The sequence below is a fragment of the Bifidobacterium callitrichidarum genome (assembly GCF_003129905.1).
GTDB classification, from domain to species: Bacteria; Actinomycetota; Actinomycetes; order Actinomycetales; family Bifidobacteriaceae; genus Bifidobacterium; species Bifidobacterium callitrichidarum.
The window spans coordinates 1-17,962 of sequence record NZ_QFFM01000040.1 but is presented as its reverse complement, the minus strand read 5'-3'; the positions used below and the strand labels follow the sequence as shown (position 1 = coordinate 17,962).

Here is a 17,962-nt window from a genome sequence, read left to right as displayed (position 1 = left end):
AGGACCGATACCGTTCGCGCTCATTCCCGATGAGGCACCACCACACCCTACGCGCTCAAAAAACGTGAGGCACGTCGCTCATGTTCTTCTGCATAGGAATGGTGATAAACTCGCCACCGGTGGGCACTGGAGCCACGCCGCCGTCCTTGGACGGAATCGGAATCATCTCATAACCTTCGTCAGCAGCGGACTCAGCCTGCCATGAACCGTTCTCGGAGAATCCGTATTCGCCGGTCAGGAACAGATCCCATGCAGCCGACTGGTTATCAGTGGCCACCGACTTGGGAGCCCATCCCTGCTTGACCCAATTGGAGACCAAATCCAATGCATCTTTCTCGGCAGTGGAGCCGGAGGCATCAGACAGCTTACCGCCAGCACCCCAGAACCAGGGCAGAAACTGGAAGGTTCCTTCCTCGCCGGAGATGCCCGCGAAGGTGATTCCCTTGAATCCGGCGTTCACCACCTTCTCAATGGCCGCGTTAAGGGAATTCCAATCAGTGATGGACGCGGGATCAACCCCAGCCTTCTCAAGAACAGTCGGGTTGTAGTACAGGCCAAGAGCATTGGAGCCGTAGGAGATGCCGTACTGCACTCCATCCACGATGCCCGGACCTTCGATGTTCTCGTCGTAGCCCGAAACATCCACGCCAGCGGCTTTGATATCGGTGACCAGACCGGCATCGACCGCCGTTGGCATCTTCGGGTTATCAATCAGTGCGATTTCGGGAGCATTGTTCGCCTTCACCGCTGTGGTGAGGTTATTGAGAAGATCAGATTGCGCGTATCCCACGCGCTTAATCGTGTATCCACTTGGGGCGCACTTTTCAACGAATGCCTGCCAGGTGCTATCAGCGGTCTTCTGCGGATATGGATCCCAGAACTCAATGGTCTTGTCATCTTTAGCGGATGATGCTCCACCACAGGCAGCCAAGCTCATGACAGTCGCCGCCGCAATCATGACGGAAAGAACACGGCGAGTAGTTGAATTGGTCATCTCTTTGTTTCCTTTCATCATCACGCAACATCGCGTGAAAACAGTGGCTCAGGACATCCATCCGCAGCCTCGTAATGGTTGTCCTGACTTTGTTTAACCGGTTCAACAGTGATTAATATACCCCTTTGAGACGCCTAGCGCAAATTAGTACAACCAGATAATTAATATTCTCGGATGATTGTTAGCGCTAAACCCGTTACTGCTCAACCACTAACGGGAAATCAAAAAGCACATTCGCCATCGGCGCGTCGCGATTCGCAACCCTCGACATCAGCAGTTGAATGGCCGTTTGAGCTAATTGACGGATATCAGTCTGCACGGAGGCAAAAGGAATCTTCATCGACAAGGTAAGCTGCTTGGGGAAAACAGTCATTACACGTAGATCCTCAGGCACTTTTACGCCTATTTTCGCAAATGTCTGTGGAGCCACAATAGTAGCAGGTTCGTTGTAAATCACCATCGCGGTAGCTTTCGAATATGCATTCAGCGCCTGTTCGATAATCTGAGCAGGGTCGGCATCGTCATCATCCGGACTGATTACATGGACATCAATGCTCTTGCGCCGAGCCGCGGCCATGATATCGTCATAGAATCGCAAGGCGAATCCCAGCTGACGTTTGAAAATCTGCTTAGACCACAGTATCAGAGTGATTTCGCGATGCTGTTCTTCATCAAGAAATTCAATAATGCGATTAGCTTCCTTGTTGAAATCGGAATCTACGACATCTAGCCCAAATGAATCCTTCGGCGATCCGAAGACGACAGTCGGGATGTTCATATCCACCGCCAAATGCATACGAGGGTCATCATCACAGACATCCATAAGGATGAAACCATCGACTTTTTTGGAAGTCCATGCCTTTCTCATCGCATCCGCGCCGTCGCTGCCAATAAACAGGGTGTCGTATCCACAACGCGCGGCACATTCACCCATAAGGTATACGTGCAGGCCGAACAACGCAGACAAATAATTGCTATGAGAAGCCGGCGAGACGATACCGAACGTCTTGGTCTCATTGGCCGATAAAGCCCGCGCCGCGTGATTGACCGTATACCCGAGCTCCCGCACTGCCTTCCGTACCTTTTCAGCGGTCTGCTGCGTAATACGGGGATCATTGGAAAGCACATAAGACACAGTCGCTTTGGAGACTCCTGCAGCACGGGCCACGTCAGATATATTGACCATGAAAATGCCTTTCGCCGACAAACCACGCTGTTCTGTCAGCTACTTTACTGGGAAAAAGAGTTCCCAGTTGTCACGACTCGCGACATGTCCCATTGCCAAATCATCAGCGTTCCGGATGCTGCCCCACATACGGGCGCATGAGCATGGCGGTGGCCATGGCGAGCAGGGCGAAGATCGCGCCCACCGGGCCAAGCCAGGTCAGTCCCAGGAAATCGTTGGCGAGGCCGCCGACCGCGGAGCCGATGGCGATGCCGATGTTGAAGGACATCGAGTTGAGCGAGGAGGCGAGGTTCATTGAACCGGGATGCGACTGGGCGGCCACATCCATGTACAGCACCTGCGAGGATGCGTTGAACTGGTACATGAGCAGGCCGAGCGCCACGAGCAGCACGGCACCGTAGAGCGGGATCCAATGGGCCAGGGCCAGCGAGGCGAGCAGCACGGCGTGCACGAGGAACACCCAGCGCAGATGGTAGAGCGGCTCCACTCCCCTGCCGTGCTCGGCGAGCTTGCCGGCGGTCAGGTTGCTGCACAGGCAGGCCACGCCGTACACCACGAGTCCCAGGCTCACGTACTGTTCGGGCAAGTGGATCTCGTCGCGCATGATCGGCGTCAGATAGGTGTAGAACACGTAGCTTGCGGCGGCGCCGAACACCACGGCGAGCACGCCCAGATGGATACGGCGATCGAAGAACAGACGGAACTGGGACAGGAAGCCGACCTTGATGATATGGCTGTTGCGCGGCAATACCAGGAACATCGCGATGAGCAGGATCACCGTAAGCACATTGATCATATGGAATGTCCAGCGCCAGCCGAACGCATTGGCCACCGAGGTGCCGATCGGCACGCCCGCCACGGAGGCGATGGAGAATCCGGAGAACACCCATGCGATGAATTTGGTGCGGTACTTGTCCGTGGTCACGTCCGGGGCGAACGTCATGGCGATGGCCACCAGCGTGCCGGACACCGACGCGATGAGCAGTCGCGCCACCAGCAGCACCGGATAGTTCGGGGCGAACGCGCACAGGATGTTGCCCGCTAGGAAGACGCCCATCAGCGTCAGGTAGGTGCGGAACCGCGGGAACCGTGCGGTCAACGCGGAGCCGAGCGGCGTGCAGGGCGCGTAAACGAAGGCGAAGATGGCCACCAGATTGTCCACCGTCACTTCGGAGACCTTGAGTCCCTCGGCGATATCAGGCAGGATGCCGACCACCACGAATTCGCTCAACCCCAGCATGAAGCTGGCGAAGATCAGGATGCTGACCGGCAGCGTGAAGAACCGGTCCTTGCGGGTGTCGTCGGTCGTTTCGTGGGGTGTGGTCGCCGGGGTGTTGGTCATGGCGGACTCCTTTAGCTTTCTTCCGTGTTGCATGGTATTGGCCAACCCCTACAACAAGGGTCTTCAGACACGCTGACGGCACCCGTACAATGGAGCGGAGAGGGTTCTGTCTATCGCATCCATACTTGGCCTCCCCTGGAGGGGAAGTCGTCGACGGAAACCGGCCGAAGAACGGCGTGCTGGCAAACATCAATCGCTGATGGGCGCAGTACCAAGACGAACCGCACCGAGGAGGCTGCGCATGGGATCATTCCGGCATGACGACGATTACGTCTCCCCGTTCGAGGATGGCCTGCCCTCCTACATCGACCCGTCCGAGCGAGCCGAGTATCTGTCCGAAATCGTCGAGACCAAACAGCAGATGCGTGACCTGGCCGAACAGCGGGCCAAGGAATGGGCCTCCGCCTCACGCAAGCCGGCGAAGAACGGTCCGACGGCGGCAAGCCGGAATGGCCGGTCCGGCAGCACGCCTGCGAAACGGTCCACATCACGCCACGGCGGCAGCGGCCGCACCGCCAACGCGAAGGCCGAATCAGCCCGGAGTTCCTTCCGCAAGCCGAATCCGGTCGTCGCACGGCAGAACGCCAAGCAGCCGCGCAAAAAACGTCGCGGATTCGTCTGGGCGGTCATCGTATGCGCCGTGGTGTGGGGTCTTGCGGGACCGCTGTTCGACAGTGGTTCCGATTGGTTCACATCCTTCGGCCGATCGTGGCATTCGCTCGTCGCCGACGACGGCAACGGCACTGATAACGGAACGATCACCGATGATGGCAGCGGTGACGGCACCACGGGCGGAGCTGCAAGCACGCCGTCCACCGTGGAACACACCGGCGATGTCCTTGATGCGTCCGGCAACAGCAAGGGCAAAATGACCATCGACGGCGCCAAGTCCGGCCCGACGGACTATTACGGACGATCCACGGTGATCGTCTCCTACGAATGGACGAACACCAGTGACAAGGCCCTGACGTTCGATGCGCTCGCCTGGCCCGAGGTCTATCAGAACGGCCTGCAATTGGGACAGATCACGTTCTCCCGCGACCGGGACGTGCCCGGCTACGATGCCGATTCCATGCAGACCGACGTCGCTCCGGGCGAAAGCCTCACCACGACTCTGGCCTATTCGCTGCGTGATAAAACCGCCCCAATCTACGTGCAGAGCGACCGGGACGCCCGGTACAACCTCAGCCCACTGGTGGTATCCGGCTTCACCCCGAACGGCGACGGCACATGGACGCAGGTCGAATCCGATTCGCTTCCCGCACCGCCGCAGGCCACGGACGGCGACCGCAAGGGCATGACCACCATCGGCTCCGACAAATACGACACCATGACGCTCAGGCTGGCCGGCATCAGGCGCGGCCCCACGACAGACTTCGACGACGAGCCGACCGCCATCGTCTCCATCGACTGGATTAATGAATCGAACGTCAGCGAATCGTTGTCCGGCTATGGCAAGGTCGAGATCAAACAGCACGGCGTGAAACTGGAGAACGCCTACTACATGGATCCGCCGGACGGTTTCGTGGACAACGCCTACATGCTCAACGTGCGGCCGGGCCTCAAGACGACCGTAGACTATGCGGTGGTGCTGCGTGACGAGACCTCGCCTATCACCGTCACCTTCACGCCATATGACGAGAAAAGCTCCCCGCTGACCGCGACGTTCACGCTGGGGTAGGCCTGCACTAGCTAGCCCCGACCCCAGCGTCAGCCTCGCAGTCCCGGTTATAAGGATCATTCACGGCCAAAGTCGACATGGACCCGGCTGGGCTCCCCTCAGTCAGCTTCGCTGACAGCTCCTCTCAGAGAGGGAGCCAGAATAGTAAGGCCTCCGCACCGACGCTTGGTAGCAAACGATGCGGAGGCCTTCAACGTAAACCCGAAAGAAACGACTACAACTTCGGCAGGTACTTCTTGAGCTCGAACGGCGTGACCTGCTGGTTGTATTCCTCCCATTCCTGGTGTTTGTTGTCCAGGAAGTAGCCGAAGGCGTGTTCGCCAAGCACATCAGCCACGAAGTCGGACTTCTCCATGATCTTCAGCGCCTCATCCAGCGAGCGCGGCAGCGGCTGGATGCCCATGGCCTGGCGTTCGCCGTCGGTGAGCTCCCAGACGTCGTCACTGGTGGGCTCACCCAGCTGCATCTGCTTGTCGATGCCGTCGAGACCGGCGGCCAGCAGCACCGAGTAGGCCAGATACGGGTTGGCCACCGGGTCGAGCGCACGGAACTCCATGCGCGCGGAGTTGCCCTTGCCCGGCTTGTACTGGGGGATGCGCAGCAGGGCGGAGCGGTTGTTGTGGCCCCAGCAGATGTAGCTCGGTGCCTCGTTGCCGCCCCACAGGCGCTTGTACGAGTTGACGTACTGGTCGGTCACCGCGCAGATCTCCGCCGCATGGTAGAGGATGCCGGCGGCGAACTGGCGCGCGGTCAGGGACATGTTGAACTCCTGGCCGGCTTCGTAGAAGGCGTTGGAATCACCTTCGAACAGGCTCAGGTGCGTGTGCATGCCGGAACCGGGGGCGTCCGCCAGGGGCTTGGGCATGAAGCTGGCATGGATGCCGCGCTCCAACGAGATCTCCTTGACCACGGTGCGGAAGGTCATGATGTTGTCAGCCGTCGTGAGCGCGTCCGCATATCGCAGGTCGATCTCGTTCTGGCCGGGGCCCGCCTCGTGGTGCGAGTACTCCACCGAGATGCCCATCTGTTCGAGCATGTTCACGGTGGCGCGGCGGAAGTCCATGCCGGGGCTGCGCGGCACGTGGTCGAAGTAGCCGCCCTCGTCGATCGGGGTCGGGGCCTTGGACCAGTCGTCCTGGCTTTCGAACAGATAGAACTCGATCTCGGGGTGTACGTAGAACGTGAAACCCTTCTCCTTGGCTTTGGCGAGCGCACGCTTCAGCACGTGGCGCGGGTCGCCGAGGGAGGGTTCGCCGTCCGGGGTCAGGATGTCGCAGAACATGCGGGCGGTGCCTTGCGGACCGCCGCGCCACGGCAGGATCTGGAACGTGGAGGGATCGGGCTGAACGATCATATCGTCTTCGGAAACACGGGTCATGCCCTCGATGGCGGAACCGTCGAAGCCGAGACCCTCCTCAAACGCGGCTTCCAGTTCCGCCGGAGCAATCGCCACGGATTTCAGTGTTCCCAGCACATCCGTGAACCAGAGACGTATAAAGCGCACGTCGCGTTCTTCGACCGTGCGCAGCGCAAACTCCTGCTGTTTATCCATAATCGCCTATCGTTCCATAGCCGTGTTACGACCGGCGTTAACATCCCGCGTGATGTTTCGGACCACTCAGGAACCCAAGATATGGACCGTCCGGGGTTCCCGCATCGCGCGCCACTCCCCTACGCATGCCGGTCGGCGCCGCCCGAGGCGTTAAGGTAGTGCTATGAGCGAAGTAGCAGACCATCTCACCCCGTCCCCCAATCCGCCCGTCGACGTCACGTCCTGGAAGCAGGCGGCAAGCCCGCGCGAACGATCCCGTGCCGGCATCGCCGCCCGGACCAAGGCACCGCTCAACACGCACGCCACATGGCAGGTGCGCGAAGGCCGACGAGAGGCCATCGCCCTGCTGGAGGAGCAGTCGGCCATCCGCGTGCCGGAGTTGGTTCCGCTGCGCTACAAGCGCATGAGCGTCAGTCCCTTCACGTTCTACCGCGGCACCGTGCTCATCATGACCAACGATCTGGCCTCGACCCCGGTCACCGGCATCCCGGTGCAGTGCGTGGGCGACGCGCACATCGGCAATTTCGGCATCTTCCGCTCCCCGTCCGCACGTCTGGTGTTCGACATCAACGATTTCGACGAGACGGCGATCGGCCCGTGGGAGTGGGACCTGAAGCGTCTTGCGGTGTCCGTGGAGATCTGCGGACGGGCGAACAAGATCAAGGAGAAGGACCGCCGTGCGGCCGTTCGGCAGTGTGTGCAGACCTACCGCACGCGCATGAAGTGGTTCTCCGAAATGGACTATCTGGACGCATGGTATGAGCATCTGGACGTCGAGGAGACGCTGGACCGCTTCGAGACCACCGGGTCCAAGCGTTCCCGCGTGCTGCGCGAGGCAGCCATGAAGGCGCTGCTCAAGGACAATGACGCAGCGGCCGCCAAGCTGTGCCGGTACGAGGACGGCAAGCTACGATTCAAGTCGAATCCGCCCGAGCTGGTGCCTATCAACGAACTCGACAACTATGCGGACCTGGAGGCGTTGCAGGCTCGCATCGACACGCTGTTCGAAAGCTACCGTCATTCCCTGTACGACGACCGCCGCATGGTGTTCGATCATCTGCGCTATCAGGATGCGGCCCGCAAGGTGGTGGGCGTGGGCTCGGTGGGCCAGCGCGCCTGGACCTCCGTGTGGATCGCCCGCGACATCGACGATCCGATGATGATCCAGATGAAGGAGGCCACCTATTCGGTGCTGGAGCACTACTGTGGCGCCTCGAAGTACGCCACGCATGGCGAGCGCGTGGTCCAGGGCCAGAAGCTCATCCAGTCCACGGCGGACGTGCTGCTGGGCTGGTCCAGCTTCATGGCCGAGGACGGTCGCAAGCGCGATTACTACGTGCGTCAGCTGTGGAACGGCAAGGGATCCATCGACATCGACAATCTCAACGCCTCAGGCCTGAACGACCTGGCCCGCATGTGCGCGTGGTCGCTGGCCCATGCGCACGCCCGCACCGGCGATTCGATTGCCATCGCCAACTACATGGGCGGCACGGACGAGTTCGACCAGGCCATTGACTCGTTCGCTGTGTCCTACGCCGAGCAGAACGACGAGGACTACGCCGTCTTCAAGAAGCTGCTCAAAAAGGGTGAGCTGCCCTGCGCATGACTCACGTTGACGTCTGATTACAACTGTCAACCACGGTTGTTTTCTTGGCTCCCCTCCCTGAGGGGAGCCGTCGTCGTAAAACGACTGAGGGGAGCCCTACTCGAATATGAGTAAGACTCCCCTCCCCTACTACTCGGCCACTGCTCACCGAGAGCAGTCAAGAGATCGACTACTTCGCCACTTCCAGCGCTTCCTGGAGCGTGAAGGCACGCGCGTACAGGGACTTGCCGAGGATGGCGGCGTCCACGCCCAGATCGGCCAGTTCCTTGATGGCGCGCAGATCGTCCAGCTTGGAGATGCCGCCGGAGGCGGTCACCTTGGCGTCGGTGCGTTCGGCCACCTCGCGCAGCAGCTGGATGTTCGGGCCGGACATCATGCCGTCCTTGGCCACGTCGGTCACCACGTAACGGGAGCAACCCACGGAGTCGAGGAACTTCATGGTCTCGAACAGATCACCGCCCTCGCGGGTCCAGCCGCGGGCGGCCAGCGTGTGACCACGCACGTCCAGGCCGACGGCCACGCGGTCGCCGTACTTCTTGATGACCGAAGCGGTCCAGTCCGGGTTCTCCAGCGCGGCGGTGCCGATGTTCACGCGGGCGGCGCCGGCCTCCAGGGCAGCCTCGAGCGAATCGTCGTCGCGCACGCCGCCGGACAGTTCGATGTTCACCTTGTCGCCCAGCTCATGGACGATCTCGCGCAGCTGGTCGCGGTTGTTGCCCGTGCCAAACGCGGCGTCGAGATCGACCAGATGAATCCATTCGGCACCGGCCTCCACCCAGGTGCGGGCGGCCTCGAACGGCGAACCGTAATCGGTTTCGGAGCCGGATTCGCCCTGGCGCAGGCGCACGGCCTTGCCATCACGGACATCAACGGCGGGAAGCAGCGTCAAAGACATGGGAACAACCTTTCTCTCAAAAACAATCAAAACCGAACCAGCGTCCGGGCTGGTCCGTGCTCACAGCGTGGCAATCCAGTTCCTCAGGAGCTGGGCGCCGGCATCACCGGACTTCTCGGGATGGAACTGTGTAGCGAAAAGCGGGCCGTGCTCATAAGCGGCCACGAAACGCGAACGCCCGTACTCGCACCAGCTCACCCGCTCGGGCGCATCCCCGAAGTCGATGTCGAACCGGGAGGTGTCCGCAGCGCTCACGGCCATGGCGGCGTACGAGTGCACGAAGTAGAAGCGTTCCTGTTCCACGCCTTTGAGCAGCACGGAATCGGGTGCGGCCTCGACGGTGTCCCAGCCCATATGCGGCACCACGTCCGCGTCCAGCAGATCCACCGAACCGCCAATCAATCCCACGCCGTCGGCATGGGCACCGTGTTCCAGACCGTGTTCGAACATGATCTGCTCGCCCACGCACACGCCGAGCACCGGACGGCCAGCGCGGATGCGGTCGTAGATCACCCGGTCGCCATCCACCTTCTTGAGGCCTTCCATGCAGGCCGCAAATGCGCCCACGCCCGGCACCACCAGACCGTCGGCTTCGAGGGCCTGACGGTAGTCGGAGGTAAGCGTGGTGTCGACTCCCAGATTGGCCAGCGCGCGCACCATGGAGCGCACGTTGCCGAAGCCGTAATCAAAGACAACCGCTGTGGTCATCGCTTCTCAAGCCTTTCCTTCGTTCGTTTCTCGTTGTCGTCCGTCATCCGCGACCCGCTGCCACGCACGACGATCATCGGGAACTATTCGATGCGCGAGCCACGCCCGCCGCGACCGCGCTTGGTGTGGTTGGCGAGCACCTGCATGGCCTGGTCATGGGTAAATCCTGCGGAGTCCACCACTTCGAAGCCCTGCGTCTTGAGTTGGCCCAAGGTCACGATGCTGAGCATCATGTCCTCCACGAAGCGCGGCGTGGAGGTGAACAGCACCGGCGGCGCGAAGGTCTGCACGGCCTCGCCCTGCACGTACATGCTGGCCTCCAGTTTGTCGGCACGGTTGACCGCCAGAATCACGGCCATGCCGGAGACCACGGTGGTCAGGTCCTTGGCGGCGGCTTCGGGGCCGTCGCCGTCCAGGTTCTTGAGCACCGCTACCGCGCCCTGATTGGAGCCGATGCATTCGGCCGAGATGTCCGAAAGCTGGCAGAAGGCGGCCAGGAGCTCGGCCGAGGCCACGCGGGTGACCAGCAGCGCCACCTTGGCCTTATTGCCGAGCAGGCCGGCCAGTTCGTTGTCAAAACCGTCCGAGGGGTCCACGACGTCCGCCATGGCCTCGTTCACCGCGTCCGCCACGGAGGAGGCCGCATCATCGGCGGTGATGCCGGTGGTATCACCGCTGGCATCGTTCTTCCCCGTGCCGGTGGTGCCGTCATCCGGTGTCGTACCGGATCCGGGCTGATCCGTTGCCCCATCGGAAGACGAGTCGTCCGCGAATTCCTGTTCGAATCCGGCCAGGGCCGCTTCCAACTCCTCGTCGGAGAAGTGACTCTCGTCCGGGTTGAAATCCCGGTCGGAATCGTGCAGACCGTTGTTGTCCCCGGTCATCACAGCGATCCCTTCGTGCTGGGGATCAGGCCTTCGATGCGTGGGTCGGGTTCGATGGCGAAGCGCAACGCACGAGCCAGCGCCTTGAATTCGGCTTCGGCGATGTGGTGCGGGTCGCGGCCGGCGAGCACCTGCATATGCAGGCAGATGCCAGCGTGCAGCGCGATGGATTCCATCACGTGACGCACGAGCGAACCTGTGAAGTGGCCGCCCATCATGCAGTATTCGAAGCCTTCCGGCTCTCCGGTGCACACCACGTAGGGGCGTCCGGAGATGTCGACCACGGCCTTGGCGAGCGCCTCGTCCAGCGGCACAGTGGCGTCGGCGAAACGGCGGATGCCGCGCTTGTCGCCGAGGGCCTGCTTCAACGCCTCGCCGAATACGATGGCCGTGTCCTCCACGGTATGGTGCACGTCGATGTCCGTGTCGCCGTGGGCGTGAATCTTCAGGTCGATGAGCGAATGCTTGCCGAGCGCGTTCATCATGTGGTTGTAGAACGGCACGGAGGTGTCAATGTCGGTCTGTCCGGTGCCGTCGAGGTTCAGTTCGAGGTCGATGTGCGATTCGCTGGTTTCGCGGACGATGTGCGCGGTGCGCGCCATGTCATCTCTCCTTCACGGGTGTCATTGGATATGCGAGAAGCATGCGGGGCAGGTCCGGCACTCCGTTCGCGGACCTGCCCCGCCGTTCATTATCGCGCTGTTTGATATGCCTTGCGTTACTTGGCTTCGACGATGCGCAGCGTTTCGGTGAGCGCGTTGCGGAACCGTTCCATCTCCTCGTCGGTGCCCATGCACACACGCAGCCAGCCGACGGGGCCCACCACACGGATGAGCACGCCGCGCTTGAGCAGTTCGTCGAAGATGGCGTCACGGTCGTCGAAGTGGCCGCCGAACAGGAGGAAGTTGGAGCCGGACTCGGCCACTTCGAGCGGCTGGCCCTTGTAGGTCTGCGCCTTGAGCCAGTCGGCGGTGGCCTCGCGGGTCTCGCGCAGGTGCTCCACGCGGCTCAGCTGCTCGTCCGTGTGCTCGAATGCGGCGAGCGCGGCGGCCTGCGTCACGGCCGACAGGTGGTACGGCATACGCACGATACGCACGCAGTCGATGATACCCTTGGACGCGGCGAGATAGCCCACGCGCGCGCCGGCGAAGGCGAACGCCTTGCTCATGGTGCGGCTGACGGCCAGGTTCGGATGGTCCTTGATGAGGGAGACCGCGCTCGGCGTGCCTGGCTTGCGGAATTCCACGTAGGCCTCGTCGATCACGAGAATCGGGTGCACGCCTTCGGGGGCGCCGGCAACGTCCGCGGTTTCGCAGGCGGCCAGGATACGTTCGATGTCCTCCATCGGCAGCGGGGTGCCGGTCGGGTTGTTCGGGCTGGTGAGCAGCACCATGGAGGGCTTGACCTCGTGGATGGCCTCGATGGTCTTGTCCACGTTCAGGGTGAAGTCGGCGTTGCGGTGGGCCAGCTTCCAGCCGGTGAACGTGTCGCGCGCGTACTCCGGGTACATGGAGTAGGTGGGGTCGGCGCCCAATGCCGTGCGGCCGGGGCCGCCGAACGCCTGGAAAAGCTGGAGCATGATCTCATTGGAACCGTTGGCGCCCCACAGCTCATCCACATCCAGACGGGTGCCGGACTCGCGGGCCAGGTAGTCGCTGAACGCCTGGCGCAGCGCGATGTGCTCACGGTCAGGGTAGCGGTTCAGGGTGGGCGCGATCTCCAACACGCGCTTGGCGATCGTCTCGCATACGGCCGGATCCGGCGCGTACGAGTTCTCGTTGACGTTCAGGCACACCGGTACGTCGAGCTGGGGCGCGCCGTAGGGCTCCTCGCCGATCAGGTCGTTGCGCAGCGGCAGGTTCGCCGGAATAGCGTTCGTTGCTTCAGTCATTTCTCTCCCCGGAATATGCCTGGCTCCCGTGCATGAAGGAGCCAGGATTCCAATACCAATCGGCTCAGCGCAGGCCGGCTTCGACTTCCTGCTCGCGCAGGGTGGCCTTGTCATACGGATCCTTGACGAAGCGGCTCAGCACGCACTCGCCGTGGGCGGGCAGATCCTCGGAGACGGCGAAGGCGTTGATGCGGGCGGCGAGCGCCTTCAGGCCCTCCTCGTCGTATTCGATGACTTCGACGGGCTTCATGAACGTGTGCACGCCGAGGCCTGCGGCGAAGCGCGCAGTACCGCCGGTGGGCAGCACGTGGTTGGAGCCGGACATGTAGTCGCCCAGCGGCACCGGCGAGTACGGACCGCGGAAGATGGCGCCCGCGTTCTTGATGCGCTTGACCACGGCGTCGGCGTCCTCGGTCTGGATTTCGAGGTGCTCGGCGGCGTAGGCGTTGGCCGCGTCGATGGACTGATCAAGGCCGTCGGTCAGCACGATGGCCGACTGCGTGCCGGATAGGGACGTGTGGACGCGCTCGGCGTGCTCGGTGCGCGGCACGCGGTAGTTGAGGTTCTCCTGCACCTTCTCGGCGAGTTCGGGGTCATCGGTGAACAGCACGGAGCCGGCGAGCTCGTCATGCTCGGCCTGGCCGATGAGGTCGGCGGCCAGCAGGCTCGGGTTGGCGGTCTTGTCCGCGATGATGCCGATTTCGGTGGGGCCGGCGACGGCGTCGATGCCCACGAAGGCGGAGACCAGGGACTTGGCGGTGGCCACGAAGATGTTGCCCGGGCCGGTGATCTTGTCCACCGGATCGCACAGCACGTCGCCATCCTGCGGCTCGGAGCCCTTGGCGCCGTAGGCGAACATGGCGATGGCCTGGGCACCGCCGACCGCGTAGACCTCGGTGACGCCGAGGATCGCGCAGGTGGCGAGGATGGTCTTGTTCGGCAGGCCCTCCGCGTTGTCGCGGGCGGGCGGGGTGGCGATGGCCAGCGATTCGACGCCGGCGGCCTGGGCCGGCACGGCGTTCATGATCACGGAAGACGGGTAGACGGCCTTGCCGCCGGGCACGTACAGGCCCACGCGCTGGATCGGAATCCAGCGTTCGGCCACGCGGGCGCCGGGGGCCAGATCAGTGTGGAAGTCCTTCGGCACCTGGTTGGCGGCCACCGCACGGGCGCGACGCACGGATTCCTCGATGGCGGCACGCACCTCGGGGTCAAGCTCCTTGAGCGCCTCCTGCATGACCTCGACTGGCACGCGCAGGTTCGCGGGGCGCACGTGGTCGAACTTCTCCTCGAAGTCGCGCAGGGCCGCGGCGCCGCGTTCCTTCACATCGTCCAGGATCGGACGCACCAGATCGGTGGCCTCGGAGGTGCCCATCGCGGCACGCGGCATCGCGGCCAGCAGTTCGGCACGGGACAGTTTCTGACCACGAAGGTCGATGATACGCATGATGTTCTCGCTCATAACGCCTCATCGTAGCAACGTGAAGCCACGAACCCCCGTCCGATGTCCACTTTCACCCGAATCGTGAGACTGAGGAGGTTCCGCTCATCCTCACAGGCCACGCACGCGGAAGTCGGCATCCTGCCGGGGTGCGATGTCCGTGACCTCCACGGCCCGCACGTCGGCCCACCTCGGCCCCCGGCGCAACGCGGACACAAACAGCTCCACGGCATCTCCGCTTCCCTGTGCCTCGGCTTCGACCGAACCATCGAGCCTGTTGCGCACCCAGCCCAGCACGCCGAGCTTGCGGGCCTGCATCACGGCGAAATACCTAAAGCCCACGCCCTGCACCATCCCCGTGACGACGATGTGTTTGCGCACCACATCCATCATGCGTCCCTTTCCTGTTCCCGTTGCAGGGAGCGAAGCGCCGGGTACAGCCGCAGGAAGCGCGGATAAACGGCATCGTAGGCATCCATTGCATCCTGATCGGGCAGATATACGGTACGTTCGCCTATGCCGCGGGCCAGCTCGGAATCGTCGAACACCAACGAGGCCAAGGCGACCGCGGGCAGCACGTCCGCATTGGCGAATACCGTGACCGGGTGTCCAAGCACGTCGGCCAGGATCTGGCACCATGCCGTCTCCCGCGCCCCGCCGCCGATGAGTGAGATCTCGGTAGGCTCGGCATCGAAGCTCTCCATGCCCTGACGGATGGAGAACGCCACACCTTCGAGCGCGGCACGGACCAGGTCGGCGCGCGTGGTGTCCGGCGTGATGCCCGTATATGCGCCGCGGATGTCCGGGTTCATGACCGGGAACCGCTCCCCCACCAGATACGGCAGGCACAGTACACCGTGCGAGCCGGGCACGGATTCGCCGACCAGCTCATGTGCCTCCTCGTAATCGGCGCCCGCGAGCGTGTTCGTCACCCATTTGTGCACGTCGCCGGCATTGAGGAACGGCACCGCATTGACATATCCGGGTGCCACACCGAACGCGAGGTTCGCGGCGCCCGGCTTGTCCGTGAACGGTTCCGGGGAGACGGTGGCGATCCAGCCGGACGTGCCGATGTTGATGTTGTATTGTCCGGGGCGGCTCACGCCGCTGGCGTATGTGGTGGCGCCCGCATCGCCGATGCCGGCGTAGACGGGAGTGCCGACGCTGAATCCTGTGAGCCGGGAGGCTTCTTCCGTGACGGCACCGATACGGTCCTGCGGTCTGTGCAGCTCCGGGAACAGCGCGCCGTCGATGCCGGCGACCGTGGCAAGTTCCGCCGACCATTGCCCGGTGTGGATGTCCATCGCGCCGGCCGTCGAGCATGCGGCCACATCGCCCACACAGGTATCGGTCAGTTTCGCGATGAGATAGTCCTTGGAGCTGATGAGGACGTGGCGGATTCGCGCGAATGTTCCCGGCTCATGTTCCTTGAGCCACATGAGTTTCGGCAGCGGCAGGCATCCTTCGAGACGGTTGCCGACCGTATCCAGGAATCGCGACGCACCGCCGTCGTAGGCTTCGGCGAGACTGCCAGCCTGTGCCCCGGCGCGGCCGTCCGAATATAGGATGGCGTTGCGTACGGAGCGTAGCGATTCGTCCAAAGCGATCACGTCCTGCATCTGACCACTCATGATGATGCCGGTAATCTGCGTTTCGATGAAACCGGGCTCGTTCGCGCGTACCTGTGCCAATATGGATCGCGACACCGTGCGGAACGCCCGCCACCATTGGTCGGGGTCTTGTTCCCGATAGTCGCCGTCGATGATCAGGGTCAGGTTTTCGCTGGCGCTGGCCACGATGCCGCCGTCACGTGCGACCAAAGCGCCTTTCAATGCCGTGGTGCCCACGTCAAACGTCGCCGCGTACGCTCGCACAGTCACGATTCCTTCTCCCCTCACCAGCCGGTTTCCGTTGTTGCCTATCGTAGCCATGCACCGATGTCCTGTTCCCGCCCGGGTCCATATCTGTTCTTCGCTGGCGAAAGCTCATGTTTCGCTGCTGTCTTCGCCCCGACGCCTTCGTACAATATCAGCGGAAACCATCACTCTCAGTAAGCGAGGCATTATGGCGATTCAATCGACGATCATGCTCAATAACGGCACGGTCATTCCCCAAGTGGGTCTGGGCGTGTTCCAAACACCGGACGGCGAGACCACGGTGAACGCGGTCGAGACGGCGTTGGCGACCGGCTACCGTCATATCGACACCGCCATGATTTATGGCAACGAGGCCTCCGTGGGCGAGGGCATTCGTCGTTCCGGCGTGCCGCGCGGTGACATCTTCCTGACCACCAAGCTGTGGAACGACGACATCCGCGCCCGTCGCACGAAGGAAGCCTTCCAGGAAAGCCTGGATCGTCTGGGCGTGGACTACGTGGACCTTTATCTGATTCATTGGCCGGTCGATGGCTGGCACGAGGCTTGGGATGCCATGCAGGAGATCTACGCTTCCGGCCGTGCCAAGGCCATCGGCGTGAGCAACTTCCAGAAGCACCACATTGATGAGTTGTTGGCAGGCAGCGATGTGAAGCCGGCGGTCGATCAGATCGAGTCCTCCCCGCAATTCACGAACCAGCAACTCATCGACGACCTGACCGGTCTCGGCATTGCCACCGAGGCGTGGAGCCCGCTGGGTGGCACTGGCGGCAATCTGCTGTCCGATCCGGAGCTGGCACGAATCGGAGCCGAGTATGGCAAGTCCGCGGCGCAGGTGGTGATTCGCTGGCATATCCAGCGTGGCATCGTGGTGCTGCCGAAGTCCACGCATGCCGAGCGTATCCGCCAGAATTTCGACGTGTTCGACTTCGAGCTGTCCGATGCGGATATGAAGGCCATCAATGCGCTGGAAACCGGTCGTCGCAACGGTGCCGACCCTGACAACTTCGATTTCTGACGAGTCGGCTGTTAATCGGCTATTGGCATATGGCTTGTGATTTGTGCCGGTTTTCCCGTACGGCTAATGGGAAAACCGGCACGATGGATAGTTGCCCGCAACGAACTACCGCATCATATGATGTCGCAAGCCCCATCGGCATCAGTAATGCAAAAGATACCTTTGAGGTTAATCAGGCAAGGTTAATCAGGCTTCATCAAAGGTCAGACGCATTTGGTGCCAGGCCACATTCCCATGTGTTGATGAGGAAAGTCCCTCATCGATGAATCCAAAACGCTGGTAGAACCCGATAAGACGGTTCTTGCAAGTGAGTACCAAACCGCTGCGCCCGGCTTTTCGAGTATCTTCAATGACGGCGCGCATCAGTGTACTGGCATGACCCTGATGCTGGAATCGGGGATCCGTATCGACGCCGAAGATCATCTGCCACTCCCCTTGCGGATCATGCAACGTCGCATCATCGTACATGTCATCGGTCAGATCCGGCCGATTCGTGGTGAACCCATTGATAAAGGAGATTATCGTATCCCCATTGGCAAGCAGCCAGAAGCAATCGGGATATACAGACAACCGTGATTGCAATGAATAGATGCTTGCAGCTTCCGCCGGCGGAAAACATTCGGCTTCAATAGCCGCCAAAGCATCCAGATCATCCATAGTCGCATGGCGAATGACTTCGTGACTCATGCCGCCTATTGTATGCATCCGTGTTACAGGCGAATACTTCCCATTCTTGCCGCGTCGGTTTCTCTGTGTCCGGCTGGGGATATGGGAAAGCCCCGGTACCGTGTGGGTATCGGGGCTTCCTGTAAGTGTAGTGCGGCGGTGTGCTACTCTCCCACACCCTGTCGGGTGCAGTACCATCGCCGTGCCAGGCCTTAGCTTCCGGG

General features: G+C 61.9%; 16 protein-coding genes. 3 read left to right on the top strand and 13 right to left on the bottom strand.

The annotated features are described in order from the left end of the window. Positions 1-55: 55 nt before the first annotated feature. The 3 genes from DF196_RS12625 to DF196_RS12615 all read right to left on the bottom strand — a co-directional run bounded on the left by DF196_RS12625 (position 56) and on the right by DF196_RS12615 (position 3,522). Entirely contained in the window at positions 56-994 is a 939-nt protein-coding gene (locus tag DF196_RS12625) for an ABC transporter substrate-binding protein (protein ID WP_241519721.1), read from the bottom strand. Positions 995-1,190: 196 nt separating this feature from the next. Beyond that, a complete protein-coding gene (locus DF196_RS12620; protein ID WP_109058153.1) occupies positions 1,191-2,180 on the bottom strand; it encodes a LacI family DNA-binding transcriptional regulator in 990 nt (329 codons plus the stop codon). A 103-nt stretch (positions 2,181-2,283) separates the two neighbouring features. Next, positions 2,284-3,522, bottom strand: coding sequence for an MFS transporter (locus DF196_RS12615; RefSeq protein ID WP_109058152.1), 1,239 nt, complete (start codon positions 3,520-3,522; stop codon positions 2,284-2,286). A gap of 241 nt (positions 3,523-3,763) precedes the next feature. Between DF196_RS12615 and DF196_RS12610 the strand changes: the two genes are divergently transcribed. Next, complete coding sequence (locus tag DF196_RS12610) at positions 3,764-5,203, top strand: DUF5067 domain-containing protein (RefSeq protein ID WP_158276328.1); 1,440 nt, start codon at positions 3,764-3,766, stop codon at positions 5,201-5,203. A 214-nt stretch (positions 5,204-5,417) separates the two neighbouring features. Here the strand turns inward: DF196_RS12610 and glnA are convergent, their stop codons facing one another. Next, positions 5,418-6,755, bottom strand: a complete 1,338-nt coding sequence (gene glnA, locus DF196_RS12605; protein ID WP_109058150.1) for a type I glutamate--ammonia ligase — start codon at positions 6,753-6,755, stop codon at positions 5,418-5,420. A 163-nt stretch (positions 6,756-6,918) separates the two neighbouring features. Here glnA and DF196_RS12600 point away from each other — a divergent pair, with 163 nt between their 5' ends. Continuing rightward, complete coding sequence (locus tag DF196_RS12600) at positions 6,919-8,361, top strand: DUF2252 domain-containing protein (RefSeq protein ID WP_109058149.1); 1,443 nt, start codon at positions 6,919-6,921, stop codon at positions 8,359-8,361. Positions 8,362-8,530: 169 nt separating this feature from the next. Here DF196_RS12600 and priA read toward each other — a convergent pair whose 3' ends face one another. The 8 genes from priA to DF196_RS12560 form a co-directional block, all read right to left on the bottom strand. Beyond that, a complete protein-coding gene (gene priA, locus DF196_RS12595; protein WP_109058148.1) occupies positions 8,531-9,256 on the bottom strand; it encodes a bifunctional 1-(5-phosphoribosyl)-5-((5-phosphoribosylamino)methylideneamino)imidazole-4-carboxamide isomerase/phosphoribosylanthranilate isomerase PriA in 726 nt (241 codons plus the stop codon). Positions 9,257-9,316: 60 nt separating this feature from the next. Next, positions 9,317-9,964 (bottom strand): imidazole glycerol phosphate synthase subunit HisH, encoded by a 648-nt coding sequence (gene hisH / locus DF196_RS12590; protein WP_109058147.1) that lies wholly within the window; start codon positions 9,962-9,964, stop codon positions 9,317-9,319. Positions 9,965-10,047: 83 nt separating this feature from the next. Beyond that, a complete protein-coding gene (locus DF196_RS12585) occupies positions 10,048-10,848 on the bottom strand; it encodes a hypothetical protein (RefSeq protein ID WP_109058146.1) in 801 nt (266 codons plus the stop codon). Next, on the bottom strand, positions 10,848-11,450 hold the full coding sequence (hisB, locus tag DF196_RS12580; protein WP_109058145.1) for an imidazoleglycerol-phosphate dehydratase HisB: 603 nt from the start codon (positions 11,448-11,450) through the stop codon (positions 10,848-10,850). Before hisB ends, DF196_RS12585 begins: the two co-directional genes overlap by 1 nt. Positions 11,451-11,566: 116 nt before the next feature. Further along, complete coding sequence (locus DF196_RS12575) at positions 11,567-12,739, bottom strand: histidinol-phosphate transaminase (protein WP_109058144.1); 1,173 nt, start codon at positions 12,737-12,739, stop codon at positions 11,567-11,569. A 64-nt stretch (positions 12,740-12,803) separates the two neighbouring features. Continuing rightward, a complete protein-coding gene (gene hisD, locus DF196_RS12570) occupies positions 12,804-14,201 on the bottom strand; it encodes a histidinol dehydrogenase (protein ID WP_170115082.1) in 1,398 nt (465 codons plus the stop codon). A 90-nt stretch (positions 14,202-14,291) separates the two neighbouring features. After that, positions 14,292-14,573: an acylphosphatase gene (locus DF196_RS12565; RefSeq protein ID WP_109058143.1), complete on the bottom strand. Its 282-nt coding sequence runs from the start codon at positions 14,571-14,573 to the stop codon at positions 14,292-14,294. Further along, complete coding sequence (locus DF196_RS12560) at positions 14,570-16,060, bottom strand: xylulokinase (RefSeq protein WP_241519720.1); 1,491 nt, start codon at positions 16,058-16,060, stop codon at positions 14,570-14,572. Before DF196_RS12560 ends, DF196_RS12565 begins: the two co-directional genes overlap by 4 nt. A gap of 184 nt (positions 16,061-16,244) precedes the next feature. Between DF196_RS12560 and DF196_RS12555 the strand changes: the two genes are divergently transcribed. Further along, entirely contained in the window at positions 16,245-17,072 is an 828-nt protein-coding gene (locus DF196_RS12555) for an aldo/keto reductase (protein ID WP_109058141.1), read from the top strand. Between the two features lie 186 nt (positions 17,073-17,258). Here the strand turns inward: DF196_RS12555 and DF196_RS12550 are convergent, their stop codons facing one another. Further along, a complete protein-coding gene (locus DF196_RS12550) occupies positions 17,259-17,759 on the bottom strand; it encodes a GNAT family N-acetyltransferase (protein WP_109058154.1) in 501 nt (166 codons plus the stop codon). Positions 17,760-17,962 lie beyond the last annotated feature (203 nt).

Bases quoted from the DNA above. Each gene is read 5' to 3' on its own strand.
- DF196_RS12625 (WP_241519721.1), bottom strand. From the start codon at position 994: ATGACCAATTCAACTACTCGCCGTGTTCTTTCCGTCATGATTGCGGCG.
- DF196_RS12620 (WP_109058153.1), bottom strand. From the start codon at position 2,180: ATGGTCAATATATCTGACGTGGCCCGTGCTGCAGGAGTCTCCAAAGCG.
- DF196_RS12615 (WP_109058152.1), bottom strand. From the start codon at position 3,522: ATGACCAACACCCCGGCGACCACACCCCACGAAACGACCGACGACACC.
- DF196_RS12610 (WP_158276328.1), top strand. From the start codon at position 3,764: ATGGGATCATTCCGGCATGACGACGATTACGTCTCCCCGTTCGAGGAT.
- glnA (WP_109058150.1), bottom strand. From the start codon at position 6,755: ATGGATAAACAGCAGGAGTTTGCGCTGCGCACGGTCGAAGAACGCGAC.
- DF196_RS12600 (WP_109058149.1), top strand. From the start codon at position 6,919: ATGAGCGAAGTAGCAGACCATCTCACCCCGTCCCCCAATCCGCCCGTC.
- priA (WP_109058148.1), bottom strand. From the start codon at position 9,256: ATGTCTTTGACGCTGCTTCCCGCCGTTGATGTCCGTGATGGCAAGGCC.
- hisH (WP_109058147.1), bottom strand. From the start codon at position 9,964: ATGACCACAGCGGTTGTCTTTGATTACGGCTTCGGCAACGTGCGCTCC.
- DF196_RS12585 (WP_109058146.1), bottom strand. From the start codon at position 10,848: ATGACCGGGGACAACAACGGTCTGCACGATTCCGACCGGGATTTCAAC.
- hisB (WP_109058145.1), bottom strand. From the start codon at position 11,450: ATGGCGCGCACCGCGCACATCGTCCGCGAAACCAGCGAATCGCACATC.
- DF196_RS12575 (WP_109058144.1), bottom strand. From the start codon at position 12,739: ATGACTGAAGCAACGAACGCTATTCCGGCGAACCTGCCGCTGCGCAAC.
- hisD (WP_170115082.1), bottom strand. From the start codon at position 14,201: ATGAGCGAGAACATCATGCGTATCATCGACCTTCGTGGTCAGAAACTG.
- DF196_RS12565 (WP_109058143.1), bottom strand. From the start codon at position 14,573: ATGATGGATGTGGTGCGCAAACACATCGTCGTCACGGGGATGGTGCAG.
- DF196_RS12555 (WP_109058141.1), top strand. From the start codon at position 16,245: ATGGCGATTCAATCGACGATCATGCTCAATAACGGCACGGTCATTCCC.
- DF196_RS12550 (WP_109058154.1), bottom strand. From the start codon at position 17,759: ATGAGTCACGAAGTCATTCGCCATGCGACTATGGATGATCTGGATGCT.